This window comes from Sphingomonas hylomeconis (genome assembly GCF_025370105.1).
In the GTDB taxonomy this organism is placed as follows: Bacteria; Pseudomonadota; Alphaproteobacteria; order Sphingomonadales; family Sphingomonadaceae; genus Sphingomonas; species Sphingomonas hylomeconis.
Genome location: NZ_JANQBK010000005.1, coordinates 109,735 through 135,415, shown reverse-complemented (window position 1 = coordinate 135,415; position 25,681 = coordinate 109,735). Strand labels below are relative to the sequence as shown.

The window sequence follows — 25,681 nt, the reverse complement described above, 5'->3', positions numbered from 1 at the left end:
TGTCGCCCGTTTCGCCGCCCTACAACACGCGAAGATATCAGAGTTTCAAAGGGAGCATAGCCATGTCGAGCGTCGACACTTCTGCGGCTTCGCTGGGCGGAAAGCTCGCCACGGTCACGATCGATCGCCGTCGGATGATGGGCGCGGCAGCACTGGCCGTGGCGGGCGTCGCGGCGGCACCGGCATTCGGAATGGTCGGCGAGGCGGGGCTATCGACCTTTCGTGGGCAATACGCGATCCATGGCGGGCATCTGCTGAGCGGATATTTCGCGTCGCCCAAGGGCAAGACCAATCTCGGTGTTGTGGTACTGATGGCCGAGCAGGGTACGAGCCAGGCACGCGTCGATGCGGCGGCTCAGCGGCACGCTCGTGCCGGCTATCTTGCCATCGCTCCCGATCTTGCCGCGACGTACAGCGGGTCGGCCGTGATGGGCCGCGATGCGATGGTCGCCGATCTGATGGCCGTCTTGCCGAACCTCAAGCGGCTGCCACTCGGCAATGGTCAGGTGACCGTGGTCTCAGTCTGAGCCTTGCCGCGCGCGATGGCGGGCGCTGGGCTTATCATCGCGCCAGGAAATTTCTGGCTGCGGATTGGATGTAGGCTTCGTTTCTGAAGGCGGTAGTCAGTGCCGCATGCCGCAAGCCCGCGGCTTCGACTTTTCGGCAGGCACAATATGCCCCCGCTTCGCTCGCCGCGCTTCCGGAACGGGTAACGGCATGCCGAACGACGGCTGCGCCCGCCTTACGAGCGCACGGGGCAGACCACCGGCCGGCTGGCGACGGGCCGTTATCGTCCTGCCGTAGACCAGGCAGGTCGATCGTCGCCGCATGACCACGCATGTGAAGCCGGGCCGGCTCGCGCACATTGCGACGACGCCACCAATCGGGCCTTGACGCGATGGGCCGACAATACTGGCGCCGCTGCGACCACAGATTGCCGTACGGCACCCGCCCGTCTAGCCTCAGCCCGTGCGCTATGACGCCCTGCAACCGGCGGTCCATCGCCTGATCGCCGATCGTAAGCGCGCTTCACCGAGCTATGGGAATCGACCGTGATGAAAACTTTGGTGCTGCTCGCTGCAATATTCGCGGCACAGAGCAGCGCGCAGTCCAAACCTGAGGATACCGAAGTCTGGGCACCGGAGCCGGCCGTCGTGACTACCGGCCCCCTTGCTCCTGCACCGCCGCCATCGGACGCAATCGTGCTCTTCGATGGACGGGACGTGCTCGGCTGGGAATCGGTGCAGGATGGTTCGCCTGCGCGCTGGCTCGTGCACGACGGCGTCATGACCGTTGCCAAGGGCACCGGCAACATCCAGACGCGCCAGCGCTTTGCCAGCTACCAGCTCCATGTTGAATGGCGCGTCCCTGCAGGTATTATGGGGGAGGGGCAGGCGCGGGGCAATAGCGGGATATTCCTAGCATCTACCGGCGATGGCGACCTCGGCTACGAACTGCAGATCATCGACAGCTACGCCAACCGGACTTACGCAAACGGCACAGCCGGCAGCATCTACAAGCAGCTATCACCGCTCGCGAACCCGTCGCGGCCGCCCGGCGAATGGCAAAGCTATGACGTGGTCTGGGCCGCGCCGATGTTTCACGCCGACGGCTCTGTAGAGCGCCCAGCCACGATCACCGTGCTGATGAACGGTGTGCTCGTCCAGGATCACGCGGTGCTGAGCGGGCCAACACGCTATGTGGGCGCGCCGCGTTACGCAGCGCATGGACGCGCGCCGATCAAGCTGCAAGATCATGGCGATCCAAGCGCGCCGATCAGCTTCCGCAACATCTGGGTGAGGGAGCTCAATCGCTAGCCAGCATGGCGCGCGGCCGAGCAACGCGGCCTTAGCGAGACTGCGTGATCGCTCTCATTCTCCTGGCAAACTCGGCTTTCACTTCTGGCTTGGCGCGAGACTCGTTCACCTGCGCTGCCAGCTTCGCCACACGCGCGTCGAACTCCCTGATGAGCAGTGCAAGCTGTTCGGGGTGATAGTGGATCAGCTGACCGATCTGCCCGGCCAACGACACGTCGTCGGGCAGGGGCGTAGGCGGGGCCCACTGGTCTTTCAACCATGCAACCGCGGCCGCCGTACGCTTCATCCGGTACAGCAGCCCATCGACTCCGGCCGGCTCCGGCGCGAAGGTAACCTCGGCGGTAATCCGTTGGTCCGCCGGCTGCGCCGGTACGACTATCCGCGCGGTGAGGGTCTCGCCGTCGTAGCTCCAGCTCCCCTCGCGGGCGTCATCCGATCGAGGGTAGATCGTCCCGTTGACCTTCACCTGCCGTGGAAAAGCGGCCGCGGGCAGCTCGACCGTGATCTGCCGGTCATCGGCCATGCCCACGTATCGGCCCTGGCGTGGGTGCACGATGACCGCGGTCTGGCTCGTGTCGCGCACGCTGTCGATCGTTGTGAAGGCATGTTCGCCGTTGCGATACGCCTCGCTATTGCCGGCATCGGCATAGACCCGGCTCGTCGACCGCCCGCCCGGGAACACCCGCAGCACCAGCTTGCCATCGTCGGAGTCCTGCAGCTTCCGGACCGAAGCCGGGTTCGTCGGGAGAACCGCGCCCGCGCGAATGAACAGCGGTACCTCGTCTAGCCCATAATCCAGCGATATCGTGCGTCCGCCCTCGATCAGCGCGCCGCGGTTGCTGTCATACCAGCGGCCAGGCGGGAGCCAGATCGAGACGATGGCGCTCCCGTCCTTCATCGGCTGCGTCACGGGGGCGACGAGCATGTCGTTGCCGAACATATATTGGCCCTCCACCGCATAGGCCTTGGGCTGATCCGGCCAGGCATAATAAAGCGGCCGCAAGATGGAAACGCCGGTGTCGTAGGCCTCACGCGACGCGGTGTAGATGTAGGGCGCCATCTCATAGCGACGCTCGATGGTCTGGCGGAGCGCGGCGAACACCTCGGGTGAGAAGCGCCAGGGCTCTTTCCGTAGCCCGGCTTCCTTGGACGAATGGGTGCGCAGGATCGGGCTGAACGCTCCGAATTGCATCCAGCGCACGTAGAGTTCGGGATCGATCTTACGCTGGCTCTCGGGCGTATCGTCCGCGAACATATGGCCGCCGATGTCGTGGCTCCAATATCCATAGAGCACGTTCGAAGCCGTGGAGGTGAAATAGGGCTGGTACGCCAGCGAATCCCACGAGATCACCGCGTCGCCCGAGAACCCTATCTGATAGCGGTGATTTCCAAGCCCGCCCCAGCGATGATAGATGAGCGCGCGATCTTGTCCGGCGCGCTGCATCTGTGTGTAGAAGACGTAATTCAGCCACCAGGTGTTGGACAGACCGGGCACGAGTTTGGACTCGGGCCATTGCTGCCAGTCCAGCCACCAGAAATCGACACCCTGCGCTGCCAGGGGGGTCAGTGTGATATCGAACCAGTTCTTCACGAAGCGCTTGTCCGCGGCCTCGAAAGGAACTGGCGCGCCACCGGTCACGCCCATGGCCTTGGCAAAGGCGGGATACGATTCCTCGCTGCTTGGAATACCCGAGGCGGGATGCAGGTTGAGCGTCGTCTTCAGTTTTCGGCTGCGCAGCCAATTCAGGAGCCGCTGAGGCTCGGGAAACAGGCTGCGGTTCCAGCTATAGCCGGTCCACCCTACCGATTCTCCGAACACGTCTCGTTTGACGTATTTGGGATCCCAGCTCAGGTCATCGGTACGGTGCCAGTCCATGTCGATGACCATGACGTCGAGCGGGATGCCATAGCGCTCGAATTGCCGCACCAGATCGCGCATCTCGCGATCCGAATAGTTCCAATATCGCGACCACCAATAGCCGAAGGCAAAGCGCGGGGGCATTGGCTGGCGACCGGCGACTTTCGCATAGTCGCCCAGCGCCTGCCCATATTCGTGCCCATAGCCAAAGAAGTAGAGGTCCTGGCATTCGGCGCAGTTGCGCTTCTTCACCCACTGCCATTGCTTGTCGTCGTCGAACAGGAACGATTTCGTATCGTCGACGACATGCCAGCCATCGCGGGAAATCAAGCCCTGGCCAAGATCGAGGCGTTTGCCGTCGTCGATATGGACGGCGCCCGAGTAGCGATCGACCGTCCTTGCCGTACCGCCAAGGTTTCCATTCTCCGCGGTGCCCGGTCGCCAGGAGAATGCCGGCGCGAGCTTCTTCGAGCTGATGTGCAGATTCTGGGACGCGAACCGCCCGCTTCCAAGGGCATAGGTAAGCCGTAATGCGGCGGTTTCGATAAGGAGTTCGCCGTTGCGCGTAGTGGTGGTGAAGTTGGGGACCGGCTGGTTGCGATCGATGAACACCTGCGAAGGATCATCCACAAAGCGGCCGGTCGGCGACCATTCCATTCGGATCAATCCCGGCGTGAGAACCGTGAAGCGCACCTGACCACGCTGCACGATCGCGGCCGGCGCTGCCTCGCCCCGCATTGCGGGGATTTCGGCACGTGCCGGGGAGGCCAGCGCCGTGCTCGCGGTCAAAGCCAAGCCGGCCAACACCCCGCGCAACTCCAATAGCGCCATTGCAAGCCCCCTCCATGCGCGCCAGGTCGGCGATTGACCCTGGCGCATATACTGCCATCGCACGGTTGAGCCAGCGGTTCAGTGCCGCTGCATGCCGACGCCGTCCCTTCCGATACCGGTAGACGGTCGTAGCTTGAGTGGCACATCAGGGACATGTGGCATGACGCACTGGTCTCAAAAGCGAAAACCGGATGTGAAGTTTAGAGCGGCAGGCGGGCGGGCCGCAACAACGCTCCTGCAGGCACATCGGAAGTTCGCGGCGAGCGAATGTCACCAGCCTTCACCAAGTATCATCTCGAAGATTACGGGTTCGACGGCACTTCACACCGGAAGTTGCCAGCCGCAGCGGTCGATCCCGTGCCGCGATACACCGCCCGCTGCGGATAGGGGCAAAGCGGCCGTTGCATGTCGATCCGGCCGGGATCCTCGCTGGAGAATTTGGTCGCGACGATGCGCTCCGGGGCCTTGTCCCGCTCGGACCAGGCGATCAGCGCGGAGAACAGATCGTGCGTCGCGTCGTCCGAAGGCGGGCGCGGCGGGATGCCGAGCGTGGCGTTGAACGCGTCCGGGCCGGTGCCGCCGCCGCAATGCATCATGCCCGGGGCCATGAACAGCCGTGCGCTTTCTGCGAGTTTGTCGGCGCCGCCCATCTGTGTCGCCTGACGGTCGAAGAAGGCAACCGACTGGGCCGGCGCGACCAAGGTGTCGGCAAGGCCATGAAACACGATCAGCTTGCCGCCATGCGCAGCGAACGCCGCGAGACTGCCGCGCGTCGCATCATTGACGATCGGATCCAGCCGCGCATTGACGAGTGGCATATCGCGATCGACGTCGAAATTTTTCCAGTTCCAATCGGCGCCGAACACCCAGTTGAACAGCGCGCCGAACGGCGGCTGTCCGCTGATCGGTTTTTGCAGGAACGACCAGCCGAACGTGTCGGGCATCTCGCTGCCCGGCAGCCAGCCGTAATAGCGCGGCTTGCCGTCCCGATCGCTCGGGCCGGAATAGAAGGCACGCGCGGTCGCAACCTCCCCCTCGGCAAGGCAGCTGTCCGACGCCGCGCTCTTGCACTGAAGGATGGCGGGATCGAACGTGCAACTCATCGGGTCCGAGACGAACCGGTCGCCGGCCAGCCCATGTCCTTGTTTCCAGCAGCTGGCGACAGCCGCCGTGTTGAGCAGCTTGAGCTTCGCGTCCGAGAGCAGCCGTCCCGGCAGGCGGTTCGCCGCCGCATAATCCCACAGCACTGCGGCATGGCCCCAGGTCCGATCGATCACCGGCGCGCCGACCAGGATGGCGTGATAATCGTCCGGATAATACAGCGCCTCGATCAGGCCCATCTGGCCGCCGGTCGAGCAGCCGGTGTAATAGGATCGCCGCGCGTCCTGCCGGTAGAATGCCTTGGTGATCGCCTTGCCGGTCGTGGTCATGACATGGGTCGAGAGGCGGCCCCAATCGCGCCACTTGCGCGGCTGCCCGATCAACGCCTCGCCTTCCAGCGGCGAGGCGGGCGCGGTGCCGGCATCGGTCGTCGCGGTTGCGAAGCCGCGCCGCAGCCCTTCGGCCATGCCCGAATAGCCCAGCGCGGCGGTGCCGCCGAAGCCACCGCTGCCATTGCCGTGGAACACGCCGGTCCAGCCCTGCGCGGGCAGCCATAGCTCGACGCCGATGTCGGAGCCGGGGTCGGATCGCACCCGGGCAACGACGCGGCAGAAGCTGGGATAGCCCGGGACATCGCCCGTGATCGCCGCCGCCGCCGGCTTGGCCGGTACCAGCACGGCGCTGGCGATCGTCGTATCCGGCAACTTCACGCCGGCAAGCGCCGCGCAGCGCGCGCCGGTGTCGCGGGCCGGCCGGCGGCCCTGGGCCAGCGTCACGCTTGGCACCGCCAGGCCGATCGTGATCGCCGCGAGAAGGGCGGCGTGCTTGCGCTTCATTATCTTCTCCAACCGTATGGGAATTCTCAAATCAGTCATGCTGATGCGGCGTCTGCAGACGACGAGCGCTTGATCAGCCGCGCGAGCCACAGGAACAGAAAGGCGGCAATGAGGTACATCGGCGCCAGCGCGTAAAACGCCATCCGCAACGAATGCTCGCCATAAGCCGGGCGGAAGAAGTCGCTCGCCATCCCCACGAACGTCGGGCCGAGGCCGAGGCCGACGAGGTTCATGACCAACAGGAGCAACGCGCCCGAGATCACCCGCGCGCCCGGGGCCACCTCGCTCTGGATGAAGGTGACGGTCGCGGGCAGGAAGAAGGAGTTGAGGAACAGCGGCACGAACAGCAGCGGCAGCGCGAGCTCCCACCGGTCGGCGGCGACGAAGCCGAGGAAAAAGGGCAGGGCGAGCAGGAGCGACCAGGCCGGTATCGTGGCATAGGCTGCCTTGCTCCGCACGGCGTAGCGATCGATTAGCTTGCCCGAGACGAAGATGCCGGTGCCCATGCCCAGCCCGACGGCAAGCGCATACCAGATCGCGACCTCGTCGAGCGTCATGCCCTTTTCGCGCATCAGGAACAGCGTTGCGAAATTGGCCAACCCGTAGGTGATGAAATTTGCGGCGCCGCTGGCGAGCGCCGCGACCGCCAGTATCTTGTTGTTGAAGAAGCCGACGATCGCCTGGGCGAAGCTCGGTTCGGGAGCCGCATCGGCACCGGGGCCCTGATCGAAGCGGCCGCGGACCGGCTCGGGCACGAAGAAATAGACGACCAGCGCGGTTAGGACGCCGATCGTGCCGACCACGTAGAAGGGCACGCGCCAGTCATAGGCCGCCGCGAGCGACGCGCCGAACGCCACGCCCAGCGCGGAGCCGATCGGCGGGCCAAGATTGAAGATGCCCATCGCCGTACCGCGCCGTTCGCGCGGGAAGGAATCGGAGATGATCGCATAGGATGGCGGGACGCCGCCCGCTTCCCCGATGCCGACCGCCATCCGCGCGGCGGCAAGCTGGCCGTAACTGCCGGCCAAGCCGCACGCAACGGTGGCGCCGCTCCACAGGGCACAGGCCAGCGACAGGATCTTCACCCGGTTGGACCGGTCGGCCAGCCAGCCGATCGGGATCGCGATGAAACAGTAGAACAAGGCGAAGTAGAAGCCGGTGACATAGCCGAGCTGGCTGTCCGTGATGTGCAGCGAATCCTGGATCGGCTTGGCGAGGATCGAGACCAACTGGCGATCGAGGAAGTTCAGCACATAGACGCAGCACAACATGCCCAGCACCCAGCCGCCATGGCCGTGCCGTACGGGGGCGGCGTCGGCCGGCTGGGGCTGCGCCTGATCGATCGCCATCGGCTTGGGTCCCTTGCTAGTCATTCCGGTCCGTCCCGATCCAGCCGGCGCGCCCCTTGCCGCCGCCCAGGCCGGCCGCGACGCGCTGCTTCAACAGCGCGGGCGGGCGGAAGCGCTCGCCGTAAGCATCATGAAGGATATCCTGCACCTGCAGGCAGAGATCCGACGTGACGATATCCATCATCGCGAACGGGCCGATCGGATGGCCGAGCCCGAGACGGCAGGCCAGATCGAGATCGGCGGGCGTTGCGACGCCTTCCTCGACCAGCTTGACCGCCTCGATCAGCAAGGCGTGCAGCATGCGGTTGACCGCGAAGCCGGCGACGTCCCTGACCGGCACGGGCTCCTTGCCGATGCCAGTCAGCACCGCGACCACCGCGTCGAGCACGGCAGGATCGGTGGCAAAGCCGGGGACCACTTCAACCAGTTTCATGCGCGACACCGGCGAAAAATAGTGAGTGCCGAGGAACCGCGCGCGCCGCGCGAGGGGCAGCGCCACCGCCAGCGTGGCGATGGGCAGGGTAGATGTGTTCGACGCGATGATGCAGGCCGGCTGGCACACGTTGTCGAGCGCGCACAACACGGCCGCTTTCGCCTCGATCGATTCATAGACCGCCTCGGTCACCAGCGCGCAATCGGCCATCGCGCCCAGCGTGGATACCGGCTGCAGACGGGCGAGCGCCGCCTGCGCCGCTTCAGGCGCGTAGAACTGACGTGCGACCCCCTTGTCGAGGATCGTGCGCAATCGCGCCATCGCCGCTGCCAGGGCGTCATCGCTGCGATCGTGCAGCAGGGCCTCGTGCCCCGCCAGCGCGAAGACCAGCGCGATCTCCGCGCCCATCAGGCCGGCGCCGACCACGGCCGCCTTCACGATGCTTCTCCCACCCGCCGGGCCGATCCCGCGGCGGCCGCGCGCTGCCAGCGCTCAGCCTGATCGATATACCAGGGCAGGACGTCCGGCGTCGCCGTCGCATCCGCGCTGACCACCTTTGCCACGTCCCAGCCGGCAAACAGCCGTTTGATCGGCAATTCCTGCTTCTTCCCCGACAAGGTCCGCGGAATTGCCGGTGCGGCGAGGAGCCGATCGGGCACGAAGCGCGGCGACAGACTGGTGCGGATGGCAAGCGCGATCGCCGCCTCGAGCGCGGCGTCGACCACCGCGCCCGCGGCCGGCACGACGAACAGGATCAGCTGGCTGTCACCGCCGTCGCTTTCGACATCGATGATCATCGTGTCGGCGATCTGCGGCAACCGTTCGATCGCGGCATAGATTTCGGCCGTACCCATGCGCACGCCATGCCGGTTGATCGTCGCGTCGCTGCGGCCCGAAATCGTGCAGCTGCCGTCGGTGCCGATCGTCACCCAATCGCCATGCCGCCAGACGCCAGGCCATTCGCCGAAATAGGAATCGCGATAGCGGCTGCCGTCCGCGTCGTTCCAGAAATAGAGCGGCATGCTGGGGAACGGGCGGGTGCAAACCAGTTCGCCGACCGCGTCGACCACCGGCTTGCCATGGTCATCCCATGCCTCGATCGCGGCGCCCAGATGGCGGCATTGCAGCCGGCCCGGCGTGTCGGGCAGTTCGGGATTGCCGGCCATGAAGGCGGCGGCGATCTCCGTCCCGCCGCTGACGTTGCACCACCAGATATCGGGCCGGCCGCGCGTGGCGAATTGCGCCGAACCCCAGCGCTGCACGTCGGGCGGCAGCGGCGATCCGGTGCTGCCGAGCGCGCGGATGCGATCGATCCCCGCCAGCGTGCCGATCTCGACCCCCGCCTTGCGGCAGCTCGCGAAGAACGCCGCGCCGGCGCCGAACCAGGTGACACCGGCGCGGGCCGCGAAATTCCATAGTCGGGTCCAGTCGGGCGCGGTCCTGGTTCCGCTCGGCGCGCCATCGAACAGACAGATGGTGGTACCGCTGAGCAGGCCGCCGACCTGGATGTTCCACATTACCCAGCCGCTGGCGCTGTACCAGTGAAAGCGCTCGCCGAGCGTGTTGGCGGCATAGCTCGGCCCGAGATCGAAATGGAGTCGACCGGCCGCGGTGGCGAGGATGACGCCGCCATGGCCGTGGACGATCGCCTTGGGCAGGCCGGTCGTGCCGCTGGAATAGAGGATCCACAGCGGATGATCGAACGGCAGCCAGGCGGGCTCGAACTGCGCGACTGTGGCGTCATCGCGGGCGATGGTCGCAGCGAAATCGATGGCGTCAGGCAGCTCGGTGGCGGAAAGGTCGCCCGCGCCACAGCCGCTGGCGACGAGGAACAGGTTCTCGATGCAAGGCAGTTCCCGCCTGAGCGCCGCGACGGCGGCGCGCCGGTCCATTGTCTTGCCGGCATAAAAGACGCCGTCCACGGCGATCAGTGCCTTGGGGCCGGTCTGCCGCCAGCGGTCCAGCACCGCATTGGTCCCCATGTCCGGTGAACACAGCGTCCAGATCGCGCCCAGGCTGGCGCAGGCAAGCAGGCCGATCACCGCGGCGGAGATGTTGGGCAGATAGGCCGCGACGCGATCGCCCGGTTCGATCCCGCGGTCGCGCAACGCGAGCGCGAGCGCGGCGGTCTGGCGCTGGAGCTCGCCCCAGCTGAGCGTCTGCTCGCCGCCACGCTCGTCCAGCGCGACTATCGCCGGCTGGCCGGCGGAATCGGCTGCCGCGGCATGCCGGAAGACGTGTCGCGCATAGCTGACCTGCGCCCCGTCGAACCAGCGCGCACCGGGCATGGTCTCATCACCCAGCACCGCGGCGAACGGCGTCGGCGACTGGATGTCGTCATAGTCCCAGATGCTGCGCCAGAAGCCGTCCAGATCCTCCACCGACCAGCGCCGCAGCTCTTCGTAGCTGGCAAAGTCGCGACCGTGCGTCGTTTTCAGCCACGTCTCGTACAGATGGATCTGCGGGACGGGAGCCGCAACGGTGGCGCTGGCAGTGGCAGGGGGCATCGAACGGCGAACCTCGTCTGGTTGGTCGGTGATCATGGCAGAAGATGCGGCACCGCGGCGGGTGGCCCCCGGCGGGGGGCATCGCCACCGGGGGTCAGAAGGACTTCCGCAGGCTCAACGCCACGTAACGACCGATCGGGTTGTAGGCGCCGCCGATACCGTCGGTGCCGGGGAAGAAGGGCGGCGTCGCATCGAACAGGTCGTTGACCTGGATCCCGAACTCGCTGCCCTTGGCCAAGCCGATATCGGGGAGGCGCACCGACAGGCGCAGATCGACCGTAGTATAGCCCTTCGCGTCATACAGGTCGGAGCCGGTCGGCGTGGCATAGGATGCGGTGACGCCGGAGCGATGGTTGACGAAGTTGACGACGGTAACCGGGCCGGCCGTGAAGCCCAAGGTTGTCCGCAGCGTGGTGCGCGGAATGCCGGCGTCGAGCGAATCGCTCTCGGCCGAGGTCGGCGACAGCTGGTTGGTGTAGTTCAGGATATAGTTGCCCGCGATGCCGCCGAAGATCGATCCGAAGCCCATGGGTTGCCGGTACCGCACGTCGAAATCGATCCCGTTGGTCTTGCGCACGCCGAAATTACCCTGCCGCAGATCGAGAATGTTGCCGATCGCCGGCACGGCGGAAAAGGTGTAGAAGAAGGGCACGGTGTTGGTGATCGCCGCGTTGAGCTGGCCCGCGGTGGGATTGCGGATCACGCGCGAGGCGAAGGTGGGATCGCTGAACAGCAAGGCGCCCAGGCCCGAGGGCGTGCCAATCACATTGTCATATTTGATGTCGTAGAAGGTCACGCTCGCCGCGAGGTTGGGGGCGAACTTGGGGCGCAGGTCGGCGCCCAGCGACCAGGTGCGCGCCGTTTCCGGGGTCAGGTCCTGGTTGCCGCCAAACAGCAGGATCGTGTTGACCTGCGCCGCGCCGCGCGACGGATCGCGTGCGCCGAAGGCATCGACCAGCGCGGCGGCGGAATAATAGGAGCCGACGGTCGAGCCGAGGTCGCGCAGGCCCGGCGCGCGGAACGACCGGCCATAGCTGCCGCGCAGGTTGAGTCCGTCGACCGGTTCCCAGGTAAGGCCGATCTTCGGATTGCTGGTGGAGCCGAAGTCGCTGTAATGATCGTAGCGGCCCGACAGCGACAGCGCGAGACTGCGGACCAGTGGCGCGGCATTGCCGTCACCGAAGATCGGCACGAACAGTTCGCCGTAGACCGATTCGACGTTGCGCTCCAGATCCTCGGGGAAACCGACCCCGCCGCTCTGGCCGCGCTGCATATAGGTCTCGCGGCGATATTCGGCGCCGACGGCGATCTTCAGCGCGCCGCCCGGCAGCTGGGCCAGCGGGCCATCCACCTTCACCGCGCCGATCCGGGTGCGCTGGCGATTGACGAAGTCGGTGGGGTTATCGAGAATCCGGGCGACCACCGCCGGGCTGGTGCCGTAGCCGAACGGGTCGAGCGCGGTCGCAGTCGTCGTCCCGGCCGCGGCGGCGGTCAGCGCGGTGGTGTTGATGCCGGGCTGCAACGTGTCGTTGCGCGACCAATTGTATGAGCCGAACACGGTGGCCTTGAAGTCGCCCGGCAGGCCGATATCGAGCCCGGCCGTGGCGTTGCCGGTGCGCACGCGGAAGGTCTGGTCGAAATGATCCGCGCCGACCAGCCGGTCGGGGCGGAAGTCGAAATAGCCGAACGACGTGCCCGTGCCCGGCGGCGCGCGGAAGAAGGGATTGGCTGCGGTGACCAGCACGAACGTCTGGCCCGGCAGCGCCGCCTGCACGACATCCTTGCGGTCCGAATAGAGCAGATCGGCCCAAAGCGTCACCGCGCCGGACACTTGCTGGCGCGCCGAGACGAGCGCGCTGTGCGTGCGGTTCTGCGGCAGCAGATCGACGGCGCCGCGCGGATCGCAGGTGTTGAGGCCGGGCGCGAGGCCGGGCGCAGCATAGATCGTGCCCGCAAACAGGTTGACGTTCGCGTCCGGGCATACGGCTGAGCGGGTATCGATGCCGCCCGCGGCGCGGAAATCGAGCGAGCGATAGCGGCGGTCGTCGCCGGTGATGTTGCTGTTTTCCTGATATTGATAGGCGGCGACGACCGAGCCGCTGCCCCAGTCATGGCCGGCGATCGCCCCGGCGTTGAAGGCATGATAGTCGTCCGCCATGCCGTAGCGGACATTGGCCTCCAGTCCGGACACGTGCTTGCGGGTAATGAAGTTGACGACGCCGGCGACGGCCTCCGAGCCGTAGATCGCCGACGCGCCGTCGGCGACGATCTCGACCCGCTCGATCGCCAGCTCGGGGATGAAGGGATAGTCGGGATTGGTCTGCTGCGTGCTGCCGGACACCAGGCGATGGCCGTTCATCAACGGCAGCGTGGCGGAACTGGGCAGGCCGCGCAGGCCCGGCGCGAACGAGCCGAGCCCGCCATTGCTGACGCGCGGGGCGGTGTTAAAGCTGTTGAGCTGTGGCACCGTGGCGAGCAGTTCGGCGGTGCTCGCCGCGCCGATCAGCTTGGCGTCCTCGCGCGTCACGCTGATCAGGCCCGATCCCGTGGGCGGGATGCCGCGAATGCTGGTCCCGGTGACGATGATGTCGGCCTGCTCCTCGACGCTGGCGTCCTTGGCCGGTGCGTCGGGGGTGGCGGCGGTCTGCGCGTGCAGCGCGGCGGGCAGGCCCAGCGCCGCCATGGTGAGCGCGGTACGGCACAGCAGGGGCGCGCGCCGCCCGGTGCGATTGGTCTCGATCGGCATAGTCTAACCCCTCCTGGTCTGCTTGCGTGCGGTTGTGGCCGCCACCGGGCTTTGCCGGCTTGATCCTCTGCTTATGGTCTGACAGATCATGTAGTAAGCGCATTTACGGACATCACTGTGTCCTTACCGGACAGATTCAAGGAGGATGGCCTCATGGCGCAGGCGGCGAACGAAGACGGCGGTGTGATTGGCGGCAATGCCCGGGCCGGCTTTCCCTCACTCAACCAGCGGCTCTTCGCGCCGTTCAAGATCGCCACGGTGATCGACGCGGTTGCCGGGCGCGGGATCGGGCCCGCGGCGGTGCTGGAGCGCACCGGGCTGACGCTGGACGAAGTGCACGATCCGCACACGCTGACCTCGATCGGACAATATTTGACAGCGTGCGAGAATATCGTCGCGGCCGGTGCCGGGTTCGCCGACGCCTTTGCGATCGGCGCGCGCCTGCACCTCTCGGCCTATGGTATGTACGGTTATGCGCTGATGTGCTCACCAACGATGCGCGACTTCTTCGACTTCGCTGTGCGCTACCAGCCGCTCGCCACGCCGACCGTGCGGCTGGAATGGCGCACCGAGGGGCCGGTGGCGATCTGGCAGTTCCGCGAAATCTACCGCGACGTGATGAGCAGCGACGTCCGCACCTTTCTGGTGCGTCAACAGATGAAGATGACCTTCACCCACATCCGCGACACTGCCGGCGTCGACAATCTGCCGGTCCGCGCGCTATTCGCCTTGCCGGACGACGGCCATGCGGGACAGGACGCGGCTGCGCTGTCGTGCCCATGCTTGTACGGCCAGGCGGTCAACGAGCTACATTATCCGATCGGCATCCTCGACCAGACGCCGGAACTCGGCAACCGGTTGACCAGGACGATGTTGGAGGAGACCTGCGATCGCCTGATCGGCCAGTCGCGGACTTCGCTGGGCCTTTCGGGCGAAGTGTATCAGCTGCTGCTCAACGCGCCAGGCCGGTTTCCCTCGATGACGGTGGTCGCGGCACAGCTTGGCCTGCAGGAGCGCACGCTGCGCCGTCGCTTGGCAGTCGAACAGTCGAGCTACGGCGTGATCGTCGATGATGTGCGCCGCAAGCTGGCGATCGAATATTTGCAGACGACCCGCATGAGCGTGGACGATGTGGCCTGGAAAGTCGGGTTCAGCGATAGTGCGAATCTACGCCGCGCGATACGGCGCTGGACAGGCAAGACGATAAACGAAGTTCGGACAAGCAAGTAGACGCGCAGGCGGGGCCGGGGCGAACTGCGAGCATGGTCGTGCGGACAGGTTCGACCAGCTCGCATCGCATGGGCCATTTCGTCCTTTACTATACCACGATCGCTCGATCGCGAAAGGCGTCGACGAGCCGTCCGAATGGGGAGGCAGGATCGCCGCAGAGCTTCGGCTGAAAGGATTGGTCGATCCCGTTGTCTTTCGCGAATTACTGTCCGGGAAGGTCGGCGACCAACAATTGGGGCGTCAGCGCGCCGATGGAGCGATCGAACATCATGCGGGCTGGGACTTTGCGCTCAACGCACCGAAATCAGTGTCGATCATGGCGCTTGTTGCCCGGGACGAGCGGATACTCGCGGCGCACGAGCGCGCGGTTGGCGTGGCCCTTACGTATCTGGAGGAGCATGCCACCCTGCGGCATCGATCAGGTGGCGAGATCGTCCATGAGACGACCGGGCGACTGATCTTCGCGCGTTTCACTGAGCATGCCTCGCGCGAACTCGACCCGCATCTTCACACGCATGTCGTCGTCATGAATATCACCAATCGCGCGGACGACACCCCGATGGCCAGTCTGGAAACCCGCGCGATGTTTGCCGAGCAGATGGCGGCGGGCCAGGTCTATCGAAGCGAGCTTGCCCATATCCTCCGCGAGCACGGCTATTCGATCGATACGGATCCTCGCCGGGGCCTTTTCGAGATCCGCGGCGTCCCGCACGACCTTATGCACGAAATGTCGCAGCGCGCCGAACAGATCAGCGCGCATGCCCGCGAGCATGGGCTCGAGGGCCAGGCGGCGCGGCGCGCCTCATTCTATCAAACGCGCGGACGGAAGGTGAAGACTTCACTCGCGACCCTCCAGCAGGATTGGACCAGTCGCGTCGGTCCGCGCGACGCGATGCTGGGCGCGGTTCGCCTTGCGGCAGACCGAGAGGGGCCTCGCTCGCTCACCCCGACGGCGATGGTGACGGCGCAGGCAATGCTGTTTGGCTTACGCCAATCGGAAAGCAGAGAAGCAGTCAACAATCTCGGCAGACTGCTACGGACCGGGCTTGCTTCGCATGTGGGCGAGGTGCGGCTTTCCGACATTCGCCCCCTCGCCGAGGCGCATCAGGCCCGGCGCAAGCTCTTCGAAACGCGGCACCAGACCGGCGACGACATCCACACCCGCGGTCGCACATCGCGGCGTTCCCTGCGCTTGGAAATGGCGATGTCCGACCACCTGGCGCTCGCCCTGAACGACGCGGTACCGCTGGCGGACATGGATCGACTGCGTGCGGTGGCGCACGCCAGCGGGTTGAATCCGGCGCAGGAGGCGGCGCTTCTTCATATCGGCTCCACGGACAACCGGGTGGTCGGCGTGCACGGCGTGGCAGGCGCCGGCAAATCCACCCTCGTAAAGGCGCTGAACGACGCCGCTGGCCCCGCCGCCGCACTCATCGCGCTGGCACCAACGTCTTCCGCGGCGGCCAATCTGGGCGCGATTGCGGGTATCGAAGCGCGGACGGTCGCCAGCCTCGTCGCCGCGGGCGGCTGGCGGCTCGACGACAGCCATGTTCTGGTCGTCGACGAAGCGGGGCAGCTGGGCAATCGCCAGGCGTTGCGCATTCTTGAGATCAGCCGGATGACCGGCGCCAGACTGATCTTGCTCGGCGACAACCAACAGACTGGCGCGATCGAGCAGGGCAAACCGTTCTGGCTGATGCAGCGGCTTGGCCTTTCGCGCGCCGAACTCACGGAGTCGGTGAGGCAGGAAACCCGATCGATGAAGGCCGCTGTCACCCAGGCTCGTCTGGGCAACTATGCTGCGTCGCTCGCGAACCTAGACAGAGTGAGTAGCGGCGACAGCGCGGACAAGCTCGCCGAACGACTGGTGGACGAATGGACCCGGCTCAAACCGGAAAACCGGGCGAGCACGAACATCCTCGTTTTGGAGAATGCGACCCGTTTGATCGTCAACACCAGGGTGCGCGAGGCGCTGAAGACGGAAGGTACGATCGCGGCCGAAGAGGCACGCCTGGCAGTCCTGACGCCTTCCGGAATGAGCGACCAGGAGAAGCATCTCGCGCGTTTCTACTCCGGTGGCCAAGTGATCGTGTTCTCTCGCGACAATCCCGGATTGGGTGTCGCCCGCGACACCGAGTACCGGGTACTCGGCACAGGCAGGGATGACGGCGGACGCCAGATCGTCCGCCTCGTCGATGAACACGGCCGCAAAATCCGCTGGGACCCGCGCATCGGGCGTGCGTCACAGCTCAACGTGTTCAGCAGCGAGCAGCGCGACCTCGCGGCCGGCGACCGCATTCAGTGGCGGCTGGTCAACCACGATCTCGACATCCGCAATGCCGACCGCGGCACTGTCGAACGATTGGATGGCACGGTGGCAACAATCCGGTGGGATCGCGATGCCCGCCTCCAGAACATCGACCTCACTCGCCACAAGAACTGGGACCATGGCTATGCCGAAACGGTCTATTCGTCGCAGTCGAAGACATACGACCGCGTTTACGTGCTCGCGCCCATTAACTCCACCTTGGTGACCGGCCAGAACTTCTACACCGCCATCACCCGCGCCCGGTTTGGTGTGAAGCTCTAGACCGAAGACGAAAAGCGGCTCGTCGAGAAGTTGGAGCGGCGGTCAGGGCAAAAGACTTCGGCACTTCAGGGGATGGGGCGCCTTGACCGAGATTCGGTACACGCGAGAAGCCACCGTCACGGCGATCGCTTGGACCTGCTGCGCGATCAGCAGCGCGTCGATCGCAAGGATCGACACGATCGGCAAATCGCAACCGCACCACGCGGTATTGCCTCGCTTCTGGCTGAACGCGCGCTCTCGGGCGCGCAGGCGATGGACCGCTGGCTGAATGCGTTGCTCGATAACGCCAGACCGGGTGGAGAAAGCGGACCGACCCACGCCCCCCGCGACCACTCGTCGATGCACCCAAGCCCAGGCGCCGTAGACCATCGAGGCGATCATGATCGGTAAGCGGCCGCTACACAGCGTTGTATGGCGGTTCGCCTTGGCCCTCGGGCTGCTGGCGCCAACCGGTGCCGCGACTGCCACCCCGCGTTCTTCTCGCGACCCGGTATCCGAAGAGTTGGTCGCGGCATGTATTGGTCGCGCGGCCGGCGGCCAGGCATGGCTTGAAAAGACGCTTTGGGGACTGAGGGACCAGGAAGGGGGCTGGGTCGGCGCCGAGGTCAGGAACAGCGACGGCAGCCATGATCTGGGACCGCTGCAGGTCAACAGCTGGTGGGTATCGAGGATTGCAGTCAGGACCGGTCAGCCGCCGGCGCAGGTGCGCTGGTGGCTGACGAACGACGCCTGTTTCAACGTCCAGGCTGCAAGATGGATATTCCTCAGCAGCCTTGCGACAGCGCAAGATTATTGGCTAGCGATCGGTGCCTACCACAGCGGCATCCACTGGCGGCAGCGGCGTTATGCTCTGTCGGTCGCCGGTCACTTGCGCCGCCGTTTTGGGCCGACCGTATTTGGCAGTCGTATTTCCACGCTCGCACGGATTCCATCGGCTGGGCACGACGATGTGCCACGTCGGAGGCCGCCCAGCACCATCGAGCCGGCCGTCGCCACGTCGGACGGAAGCCATCGATGAGCGCCGATGTCCTCAATGTGCAGGAGGCCGCTGCCCTCCTCGGGCGGCACCCCAACACGATCCGCAAACTGGCAAAGGCCCGGCAGATCCCAGCAACCAAGATCGGGCGAGGCTGGACCTTCATTCAAGACGATCTTGTGGCCTGGATTCGAGCAGGATATTCTGTGCCCGCACGAATGCAGCCGAGTGCCTTTCAGGAGGAGGCAATATGGCACTCTGGAACCGTGCAGGAACATATTACGTCAAGATCACAGCACCTGACGGAACGCTCATTAGACGCACTACTGGAACGTCCGACAGGCTCAAGGCCGAGGAATATCACGACAAGCTAAAGGCCGAGCTGTGGGATCTTGCCAGGCTCAAGATAAAGCCGAAACGGACTTGGGACGAGGCGGCACTGAGGTGGCTGCAGGAGAAGAAGCACAAGAAGTCCTACAGGGACGATGTGTCTCGGATCCGTTGGTTCACCAAATATCTGCGTGGCAAGACGTTGGACCAGGTGAGCAGGGACATGATCGACGGGATCATTTCTCGACACCATGCTCGTTCGAGTAATCGCACGAAGGATCTCTACGTGGCGCTGATCCGCGCCATATTCCGGATGGCGCAACGCGAGTGGGAATGGATCGAGCATATCCCGGCGTTCCGCACCTACACGAGGAACGGCAAGGTCCGCGTGCGTTGGTTGACCCACGCACAGGCCGAGCGTCTTCTGGAGGAGCTGCCCGCTCACCAGCAGGACCTGATGCTGTTCGCGCTCGCAACCGGGCTGCGGCAGGGGAATATAAAATCGCTGACCTGGGATCAGGTCGACTTCTCCCGCCGCATCGTCACGATCGGGCACGGAGACACCAAGAACAACGAGGCATTGGGCGTCCCGCTCAACGACCTCGCCGTCTCGGTCCTCCAGCGACAGATGGGCAAGCAGTGCGAGCAAGTGTTCACCTATGCCGGGCGACCGATCGGGCAAGTGAACACGAAACATTGGCGGTCGGCCCTAAAACGGGCGGGCATCACCGGTTTTCGCTGGCACGACCTGCGGCATACCTGGGCGAGTTGGCTCCGGCAAAATGACGTGCCCACCTGGGTGCTGCAGGAGCTGGGGGGCTGGAAATCGGAGACGATGGTGCGTCGCTACGCGCACATGTCGGTGACGCATTTGCAGCCTTACGCAGACCAGCTGATTTTTGAGGGCAAAACAGGTCACACTGCGCCCGAGGGAGAGAAGCCCGGTCAAGGTCACAAAAATGGTCACAGTCCGAGCGACTTCCGGCTCAGGATCGTCGCTGGTACCGACCTAAGTAACTGAGAAGTCTCGAGGAAAAATGGTGGACGCACTTGGGCTCGAACCAAGGACCCGCTGATTAAGAGTCAGCTGCTCTACCAACTGAGCTATGCGTCCATATCCGGAGCGGCGTCTGGTGGCGCTTTGGAGGGCGCCGCCGCGTTCGGGGAGGGCGCGAACTAGCACCGTGCCCGGGGAATGCAAACCCTTTTATGCGCTTTTTTTCACCAGCGGCTGGTTTGGCGATTTTGCCGGTCGATCGACATCAAAATTCCCAGGCACAGCAGCACCGTCAACTGCGCGGAACTGCCGAAGCTGATGAAGGGCAGGGGGATGCCGACGACCGGGGCGAGGCCCATCACCATCGACATGTTGATCGCGACGTAGAAGAAGATCGTCGCCGACAGGCCGGCGGCGGTGAGGCGGCCGAAGCGGGTCGTCGCGTTGAGCGCAACGTTGATCCCCCAGAAGATGATGCAGAAGAAGGCGATGATCGTCAGCACGCCGCCGACCAGCCCCCATTCCTCCATCATCGTCGCCAGCGCGAAATCGGTATGCCCCTCGGGCAGGTAATCGAGATGGCTCTGCGATCCGTTGAGGAAGCCCTTGCCGAAGATCCCGCCCGAGCCGATCGCGATCTTCGACTGGCTGATATGATAGCCGGTCCCGAGCGGATCGCTTTCGGGATTCATGAAGATCAGGATGCGGTTGCGCTGATAATCGTGCAGCGCGAAGTTGATCGCCAGCGGGATCGCCGCGCTCAGCGCCAGCGCGCCGCCGATGAACAGTCGCAGCGGGACGCCGGCGAGGAACACCACGGTGACGCCGCCGGCGCAGATCATCAAGGCGGTGCCAAGATCGGGCTGGAGCATCACCAGGCCGGCCGGAATCCCGATCAGCAAGGCCGCTGGCCAGATCGCGCCGATCCGGCGCGTTTCGTTGGGCGGCAGCATGTCGTAGAATTTCGCACAGGCCAGCACGATGAACGGTTTCATGAATTCGGAGGGTTGCAGCCGGATCACCCCGAGATCGAGCCAGCGCTGGCTCCCGCCGCGTACCGCGCCGAGGAGCTCGACCAGTATTAGCGAGACGACCAGCACGCCGTAGATCGGCAGCGCGACCTTGCCGAGCACGCTCTCGCGCACGCGCGACAGCGCGATGGCACCGAACATCAGCACGACGAAGCGGATGCCCTGATTGAGCGCCCAGGGCCGGATGCTGCCACCGGCGGCTGAATAGAGCACGATCAATCCGAATGCCCCGATCGCGGTGACCAGCAAGATGATCTTCCAGGGCAGCTGGGCGAGCGGCGCGGGGACGAAGCTGAGACCGTTGTTCATTGCGGCTCCGGCGATCCAGTGACCTGCGCCACGCCGTTGCCGGTCGCGGCATCGTGCGCCAGCGCTTCGGCGCTGGCATTGGCGGCGTCGGTCGCGGCTTCCACCGCCGGCGCGGCGGTGGGCTGGGTGGCCTTGGTTTCGGTCGCCGCGCCGACCACCGGCGCGGGCGCATCGGCGGTGGCGCGGAAGGCCGCTGCCTGTGCCGCTGCGCGAGTCGGGATATCGCCGCCCCAGGTCGGCTCGAATTCGGCAAGCGATGCCATGGCCCGCTCGCGATCGAACATGAAGGTCATGATATCGCGTCCGATCAGCGGCGTATCGAGGCTCGCGGTGATATGGCCATTATGCTCGAGCACGATCGCCATCGCATATTTGGGCTTATCGGCCGGCGCGAAGCCGACGATCAGCGCATGATCGCGCATCTTGAACGGCAATTGCCCGTTCTTGAGCACGCCGCCAGCGCGCTCCGCCATGGAGATGCGCCGCACCTGCGCGGTACCGGTCTTGCCCGCCATCGCCACCCCGGGGACGAGCAGGCGCGCGCGGCCACCGGTACCGCCCTGGTTGATCACCCCGAACATCGCATCGCGGACGATCGCCAGTTGCTCGGGCGTGGCCGACAGCGGCGGGGCCGTGGGCACCTTGCCGTTCATCACGAGGCGGGGCTTCAATTGCCGGCCCGATCCGATCCGTGCCGCCATCACGGCGAGCTGGAACGGGTTGGCCAGCACATAGCCCTGGCCGATCGAGGCGTTGAGGCCGTCGGCGATCGTCCAGGCATCCTTGTATTTCTTCAGCTTCCACGCGCTGTCCGGCACCGTGCCGTAGCGCTGCGAATCGAACGGCAGCTCGAATTTCTGCCCCAGCCCGACCTCGCGCGCGATCGGCGCGATCGCATCGTAACCGACGCGGCGGATCATTTCGTAGAAATAGATGTCGCAACTCTGCATCACCGCATTCTTCATGTCGATCGCGCCGTGCCCGCCGCGCTTGTGACAATGGAACACGCCGGTGCCGACGCGCATCGCCCCCGAGCAATTGACCCGCGCCTGCGGATCGACGCCGGCATGGAGCAGCGCCAGCGCGTTCATCGGCTTGACGGTCGATCCCGGCGGATACAGGCCCTGCAGCGTCTTGTTCATCAGCGGCACGTGATCGTCGTCGGACAGCATCTTCCATTCCATATGGCTGATGCCATCGGAAAAGCTGTTCGGATCATAGGCCGGCATCGACACCATCGCCAGGATGTCGCCGCTGTCGCAATCGATCACCACCGCCGAGCCGCTGTTGGTGCCCAGCCGCCGCGCGGCATATTCCTGCAGCCCGGCGTCGATCGTCAGCCGCACCGTCCGGCCCGGCGTATCGATCTTCGTCTCCAGCTCGCGGACCAGTTTGCCGCGCGCGGTGACCTCGACACGCTTGGCGCCGGCATCGCCGCGCAAGGTCGTCTCGAGCGCCTTTTCGAGGCCATCCTTGCCGAGCTTGAACCCCGGCGTGACGAACAGCGGATCCTTGGTCTTCTGATACTGCGTGGCCGACGCGGCACCGACATAGCCGGTGAGATGCGCCACGGCCGCACCTGCGGGATAGTTGCGCGCGAACCCGCGGGTCGGCGCCACGCCGGGCATTTCGGGCAGCCGCACGCTGACCGCAGCGAACCGCTCCCAGTCCAGATTCTCCATGACCTGCACCGGCTGCAACCCGCGAGCATGTTTGAGATCGGTCTTGATGCGCTCGATCTGCTCCGGCGGCAGCGCCAGCAACTGGCTCAGCTCGGCCAGCACCTTGTCGACATCGACCAGCCGATCGGGGATCAGATCGACGCGGAAATCGGTGCGGTTGTTGGCGATGGGGGCGCCGTGCCGGTCGACGATCCAGCCGCGGCGCGGCGGCACCAGCGTCATGTTGACGCGGTTATTCTCGGACGCCAGCCGGTAGCGCTCGTTCTCGGCTACCGCGAGCCAGGTCATCCGCCCGGCAAGCATCAGCCCGACGGCCGCCTGCGCGCCGCCGAGCATCAGCGCACGGCGGGTGAAGCTATAGGATTGCGATTGTTCGGTTACGATCCGCATTGGCCGATCTAGGCGTCCCCGCGCTTCCCATCAAGCCATGCACACAATCGCGCGACCACCGGGAACAGCATGATCGCGATCGCCGCCTGCAGCAATAGCACGGTATCGACATGCGCGGCGAGCGGCGTGGCAAAGGCGCGGCCGAGGATCAGACAAAAGCCGGTTGCGCCCGCGGCGATCATCCAGTCCTGCCAGAAATCGCGGTAGACGATACGCTGGTCGAGCAGATCGATCGCGAAGAAGCATAATTGCCACAGCAGCATCGAACTGCCGAACGGCTGGCCGCTGAGCAGATCGTCGAACAGGCCGAGCGGCAGCGCGCCCCAGATCGGCAGCGCATCCGCGCGCAGCAGGCGCCAGCCGAGCAGCATCAGCAGGCCGAACGGCGGGAGCGCCGGGATTGTGGCGATAAACGGCCAGATCGTGATCAACGATCCCGCCATGATCGTCAGCGCCGGCAGGATGCGCGCGATCGGGCTCAGCGGTGCCGGGTCGAACGGGCCGGCGCGTCGGCGCGGTGGCCTCATCGCGCTGCAGCCGAGGTCGGCGTGGGGGCAGGCGTGGGGCCGGGTGTTGGAGTTGGCGTCGCGGTGGGGATCGGCGCCGGGGGTGGCAGATAGATCTGCTGCACCAGTGCGAAATCGAGCGTGTCGGGGCGCGCGAACGAGCGTGCGAGCGCAATGTCGCTCGATCGCCGGACGATCCGCGCGACCGGGATATTGGGCGGGTAGATGCCGCCGGTGCCGGAGGTGACGAACATGTCGCCGACCTGGAATGCGGCATTAGCCAGACTGACCGAGCGGACATCGAGCAACCCGTCACCGCGCCCGGCGGCCAGCGCGGCATGGCCGTCGCGCGTGCGCCGCACCGGCACGATGCTTTCGGGATCGGTGAGCAGCAGTACGCGGGCGGTGTTCGGCCCGGTCTCCAGGATGCGCCCGATCAGCCCCTCGGGGCCCTGCACCGGCTGGCCTTCGCGCACGCCCTGCCAGCTGCCGGCGTTGAGCACGGCGACACGGCGCGTGCTCGACGCGGTCGAACTGACCAGCCGCGCCGCGACAACCGGGTTTATCGCCCGCTCGCGAAAGCGCAGCAACGCCCGCAACCGGCGATTGTCGTAGTTCAGGGTCCGTGCGCGTTGCAGCAGGCGCTGCACGTCGTTCAGTTCGCGGCGCAGTTCGGCATTGGTCGATTTGACCGCGAAATGCTCGGCGATGCCGGAGGGGATAGCCGCGATGCCGCGACCGATCCCGGCAAGCCCGCTGGAGATCGGCGTAGTGATCTCGGCGATCGTGGCGCGCGCTGCGACATAGGCCGGCGGGTTCAATGCCGACAGCGCAAGCAGCACCACGGCCACCAGCACGCCGATGCCGCCGATGACATAACCCAGGAATAGTCCGTATTGCGCCCGCCGCGAAAAACCCGGACGCCGATTGCGAGACGGCGCCATCTTTCCCCCCATAGTCGCGCCGGCCGCCGCCTGCGCCGGCCGGGCTTCACAATATCGTCACGCCAGCGGCGTGCCGTCGACTCAGGCGCTGTGCAGCACGCCGCGATAGACCGGATCCTCGAGCGCACGACCGGTGCCGAGCGCGACGCAGATCAACGGATCATCGGCGATCGTCACCGGCAGGCCAGTCTCGTCGCGCAGCACTTCGTCGATACCCTGCAGCAGCGCGCCGCCGCCAGTCAGCACGATGCCCTGATCGACGATGTCGGCGGCCAGTTCCGGTGCGGTATTCTCAAGCGCAATGCGCACGCCTTCGACGATCTGCCCGACCGGCTCGCTCAGCGCCTCGGCGATCTGGCCCTGGTTGATCTGGATTTCCTTCGGCACGCCGTTGACCAGATCGCGGCCCTTGACGTGGATGGTAAGGCCGATGCCGTCCGCTGGCGGCTTCGCCACGCCCACTTCCTGCTTGATCCGCTCGGCGGTCGAATCGCCGATCAGCAAATTGTGGTTGCGGCGGATATAGGAGACGATCGCCTCGTCCATCTTGTCGCCGCCGACGCGCACCGAGGTGGTATAGGCGAGACCGCGCAACGACAGCACGGCAACTTCGGTCGTGCCGCCACCGATATCGACGACCATCGAGCCGATCGGCTCGGTCACCGGCATGTCCGCGCCGATCGCCGCGGCCATCGGCTCCTCGATCAGCCAGACCTGCGACGCGCCGGCATTCGATGCGGCATCGCGGATCGCGCGGCGCTCGACCGAGGTCGACCCCGACGGTACGCAGATCACGATCTGCGGCCAGCGCAGGAAGCGGCGCTGCCCGCCATGCACCTTGCGGATGAAATGCTTGATCATTTCCTCGGCGATATCGATGTCGGCGATCACGCCATCGCGCAGCGGGCAGATCGCCTGGATCGTATCGGGCGTCTTGCCCATCATCAGCTTGGCGTCCTCGCCGACCGCCTTGACCTTCTTGACGCCGTTGATCGTCTCGATCGCCACCACCGACGGCTCGTTGAGCACGATCCCGCGGCCGCGCAGATAGACGACCGTATTGGCGGTCCCGAGATCGATCGCCATGTCGTGCGACATCATTCTGAAGAACCGCGAGAAGAATGCCATGGATCGTTCCGTACTTGGCCGTCCCCAACGGGCACGGCAGCTTCTGCCAATGCCCCGCGGGGTCCGGATAAGTCGGATGGGTCTGAGCAT

At 65.5% G+C, this 25,681-nt stretch carries 16 protein-coding genes, 1 tRNA gene and 2 pseudogenes; 7 read left to right on the top strand and 12 right to left on the bottom strand.

What is annotated here, in order from left to right; all coding sequences use genetic code 11:
* Nucleotides 1-62: 62 nt before the first annotated feature.
* Both NV401_RS09575 and NV401_RS09570 read left to right on the top strand, forming a co-directional pair.
* Nucleotides 63-527: a dienelactone hydrolase family protein gene (locus NV401_RS09575; RefSeq protein ID WP_261294189.1), complete on the top strand. Its 465-nt coding sequence runs from the start codon at nt 63-65 to the stop codon at nt 525-527.
* 528 nt (nt 528-1,055) lie between these two features.
* The gene (locus tag NV401_RS09570) at nt 1,056-1,817 is read left to right on the top strand and encodes a 3-keto-disaccharide hydrolase (protein WP_261294328.1); all 762 of its coding nucleotides are present in this window, start codon (nt 1,056-1,058) and stop codon (nt 1,815-1,817) included.
* A 31-nt stretch (nt 1,818-1,848) separates the two neighbouring features.
* Here NV401_RS09570 and NV401_RS09565 read toward each other — a convergent pair whose 3' ends face one another.
* The 6 genes from NV401_RS09565 to NV401_RS09540 form a co-directional block, all read right to left on the bottom strand.
* Nucleotides 1,849-4,506, bottom strand: coding sequence for a glycoside hydrolase family 31 protein (locus tag NV401_RS09565; RefSeq protein ID WP_261294188.1), 2,658 nt, complete (start codon nt 4,504-4,506; stop codon nt 1,849-1,851).
* A gap of 302 nt (nt 4,507-4,808) precedes the next feature.
* The gene (locus NV401_RS09560; RefSeq protein WP_261294187.1) at nt 4,809-6,443 is read right to left on the bottom strand and encodes a tannase/feruloyl esterase family alpha/beta hydrolase; all 1,635 of its coding nucleotides are present in this window, start codon (nt 6,441-6,443) and stop codon (nt 4,809-4,811) included.
* A 35-nt stretch (nt 6,444-6,478) separates the two neighbouring features.
* Nucleotides 6,479-7,816, bottom strand: coding sequence for a spinster family MFS transporter (locus NV401_RS09555; RefSeq protein WP_261294186.1), 1,338 nt, complete (start codon nt 7,814-7,816; stop codon nt 6,479-6,481).
* Nucleotides 7,809-8,663, bottom strand: a complete 855-nt coding sequence (locus tag NV401_RS09550; protein WP_261294185.1) for a 3-hydroxyacyl-CoA dehydrogenase family protein — start codon at nt 8,661-8,663, stop codon at nt 7,809-7,811. Before NV401_RS09550 ends, NV401_RS09555 begins: the two co-directional genes overlap by 8 nt.
* Nucleotides 8,660-10,768, bottom strand: coding sequence for an acetoacetate--CoA ligase (locus NV401_RS09545; protein ID WP_261294184.1), 2,109 nt, complete (start codon nt 10,766-10,768; stop codon nt 8,660-8,662). The genes NV401_RS09550 and NV401_RS09545 overlap by 4 nt, the downstream gene beginning before the upstream one ends.
* A 58-nt stretch (nt 10,769-10,826) precedes the next feature.
* On the bottom strand, nt 10,827-13,478 hold the full coding sequence (locus tag NV401_RS09540) for a TonB-dependent receptor plug domain-containing protein (protein WP_261294183.1): 2,652 nt from the start codon (nt 13,476-13,478) through the stop codon (nt 10,827-10,829).
* Between the two features lie 153 nt (nt 13,479-13,631).
* On the opposite strand from NV401_RS09540, the gene NV401_RS09535 reads away from it, so the two are divergent.
* From NV401_RS09535 to NV401_RS09520, 5 genes and pseudogenes are all read left to right on the top strand, one after another.
* Entirely contained in the window at nt 13,632-14,708 is a 1,077-nt protein-coding gene (locus NV401_RS09535; RefSeq protein WP_261294182.1) for an AraC family transcriptional regulator, read from the top strand.
* 112 nt (nt 14,709-14,820) lie between these two features.
* Nucleotides 14,821-17,688, top strand: a pseudogene (mobF, locus tag NV401_RS09530) (MobF family relaxase); the annotation flags it as partial.
* Nucleotides 17,678-18,316 carry a lytic transglycosylase domain-containing protein gene (locus NV401_RS09525; protein ID WP_261294181.1) on the top strand — a complete coding sequence of 213 codons (639 nt, stop codon included), beginning with the start codon at nt 17,678-17,680 and terminating at the stop codon, nt 18,314-18,316. The pseudogene mobF and the gene NV401_RS09525, both read left to right, overlap by 11 nt.
* Nucleotides 18,313-18,459: pseudogene (locus tag NV401_RS18780) on the top strand (helix-turn-helix domain-containing protein); the annotation flags it as partial. The gene NV401_RS09525 and the pseudogene NV401_RS18780, both read left to right, overlap by 4 nt.
* A gap of 65 nt (nt 18,460-18,524) precedes the next feature.
* Nucleotides 18,525-19,625, top strand: coding sequence for a tyrosine-type recombinase/integrase (locus NV401_RS09520; RefSeq protein ID WP_261294180.1), 1,101 nt, complete (start codon nt 18,525-18,527; stop codon nt 19,623-19,625).
* A gap of 17 nt (nt 19,626-19,642) precedes the next feature.
* On the opposite strand, the gene NV401_RS09515 is transcribed toward NV401_RS09520, so the two are convergent.
* The 6 genes from NV401_RS09515 to NV401_RS09490 form a co-directional block, all read right to left on the bottom strand.
* Nucleotides 19,643-19,718: transfer RNA gene (locus NV401_RS09515), tRNA-Lys, on the bottom strand.
* Nucleotides 19,719-19,825: 107 nt separating this feature from the next.
* A complete protein-coding gene (gene rodA, locus NV401_RS09510) occupies nt 19,826-20,941 on the bottom strand; it encodes a rod shape-determining protein RodA (RefSeq protein ID WP_261294179.1) in 1,116 nt (371 codons plus the stop codon).
* On the bottom strand, nt 20,938-23,013 hold the full coding sequence (gene mrdA / locus NV401_RS09505; protein WP_261294178.1) for a penicillin-binding protein 2: 2,076 nt from the start codon (nt 23,011-23,013) through the stop codon (nt 20,938-20,940). The genes rodA and mrdA overlap by 4 nt, the downstream gene beginning before the upstream one ends.
* Before the next feature lie 8 nt (nt 23,014-23,021).
* Complete coding sequence (mreD, locus tag NV401_RS09500; protein ID WP_261294177.1) at nt 23,022-23,540, bottom strand: rod shape-determining protein MreD; 519 nt, start codon at nt 23,538-23,540, stop codon at nt 23,022-23,024.
* A complete protein-coding gene (gene mreC, locus NV401_RS09495) occupies nt 23,537-24,463 on the bottom strand; it encodes a rod shape-determining protein MreC (protein WP_261294176.1) in 927 nt (308 codons plus the stop codon). Before mreC ends, mreD begins: the two co-directional genes overlap by 4 nt.
* An 81-nt stretch (nt 24,464-24,544) precedes the next feature.
* Nucleotides 24,545-25,591: a rod shape-determining protein gene (locus tag NV401_RS09490; RefSeq protein ID WP_261294175.1), complete on the bottom strand. Its 1,047-nt coding sequence runs from the start codon at nt 25,589-25,591 to the stop codon at nt 24,545-24,547.
* Nucleotides 25,592-25,681: the final 90 nt, after the last annotated feature.

What these genes read in the sequence shown, in the direction of transcription:
- NV401_RS09575 (WP_261294189.1), top strand. Translation starts at nt 63, where the DNA reads ATGTCGAGCGTCGACACTTCTGCGGCTTCGCTGGGCGGAAAGCTCGCC.
- NV401_RS09570 (WP_261294328.1), top strand. Translation starts at nt 1,056, where the DNA reads ATGAAAACTTTGGTGCTGCTCGCTGCAATATTCGCGGCACAGAGCAGC.
- NV401_RS09565 (WP_261294188.1), bottom strand. Translation starts at nt 4,506, where the DNA reads ATGGCGCTATTGGAGTTGCGCGGGGTGTTGGCCGGCTTGGCTTTGACC.
- NV401_RS09560 (WP_261294187.1), bottom strand. Translation starts at nt 6,443, where the DNA reads ATGAAGCGCAAGCACGCCGCCCTTCTCGCGGCGATCACGATCGGCCTG.
- NV401_RS09555 (WP_261294186.1), bottom strand. Translation starts at nt 7,816, where the DNA reads ATGACTAGCAAGGGACCCAAGCCGATGGCGATCGATCAGGCGCAGCCC.
- NV401_RS09545 (WP_261294184.1), bottom strand. Translation starts at nt 10,768, where the DNA reads ATGATCACCGACCAACCAGACGAGGTTCGCCGTTCGATGCCCCCTGCC.
- NV401_RS09540 (WP_261294183.1), bottom strand. Translation starts at nt 13,478, where the DNA reads ATGCCGATCGAGACCAATCGCACCGGGCGGCGCGCGCCCCTGCTGTGC.
- NV401_RS09535 (WP_261294182.1), top strand. Translation starts at nt 13,632, where the DNA reads ATGGCGCAGGCGGCGAACGAAGACGGCGGTGTGATTGGCGGCAATGCC.
- NV401_RS09525 (WP_261294181.1), top strand. Translation starts at nt 17,678, where the DNA reads ATGATCGGTAAGCGGCCGCTACACAGCGTTGTATGGCGGTTCGCCTTG.
- NV401_RS09520 (WP_261294180.1), top strand. Translation starts at nt 18,525, where the DNA reads ATGGCACTCTGGAACCGTGCAGGAACATATTACGTCAAGATCACAGCA.
- rodA (WP_261294179.1), bottom strand. Translation starts at nt 20,941, where the DNA reads ATGAACAACGGTCTCAGCTTCGTCCCCGCGCCGCTCGCCCAGCTGCCC.
- mrdA (WP_261294178.1), bottom strand. Translation starts at nt 23,013, where the DNA reads ATGCGGATCGTAACCGAACAATCGCAATCCTATAGCTTCACCCGCCGT.
- mreD (WP_261294177.1), bottom strand. Translation starts at nt 23,540, where the DNA reads ATGAGGCCACCGCGCCGACGCGCCGGCCCGTTCGACCCGGCACCGCTG.
- mreC (WP_261294176.1), bottom strand. Translation starts at nt 24,463, where the DNA reads ATGGCGCCGTCTCGCAATCGGCGTCCGGGTTTTTCGCGGCGGGCGCAA.
- NV401_RS09490 (WP_261294175.1), bottom strand. Translation starts at nt 25,591, where the DNA reads ATGGCATTCTTCTCGCGGTTCTTCAGAATGATGTCGCACGACATGGCG.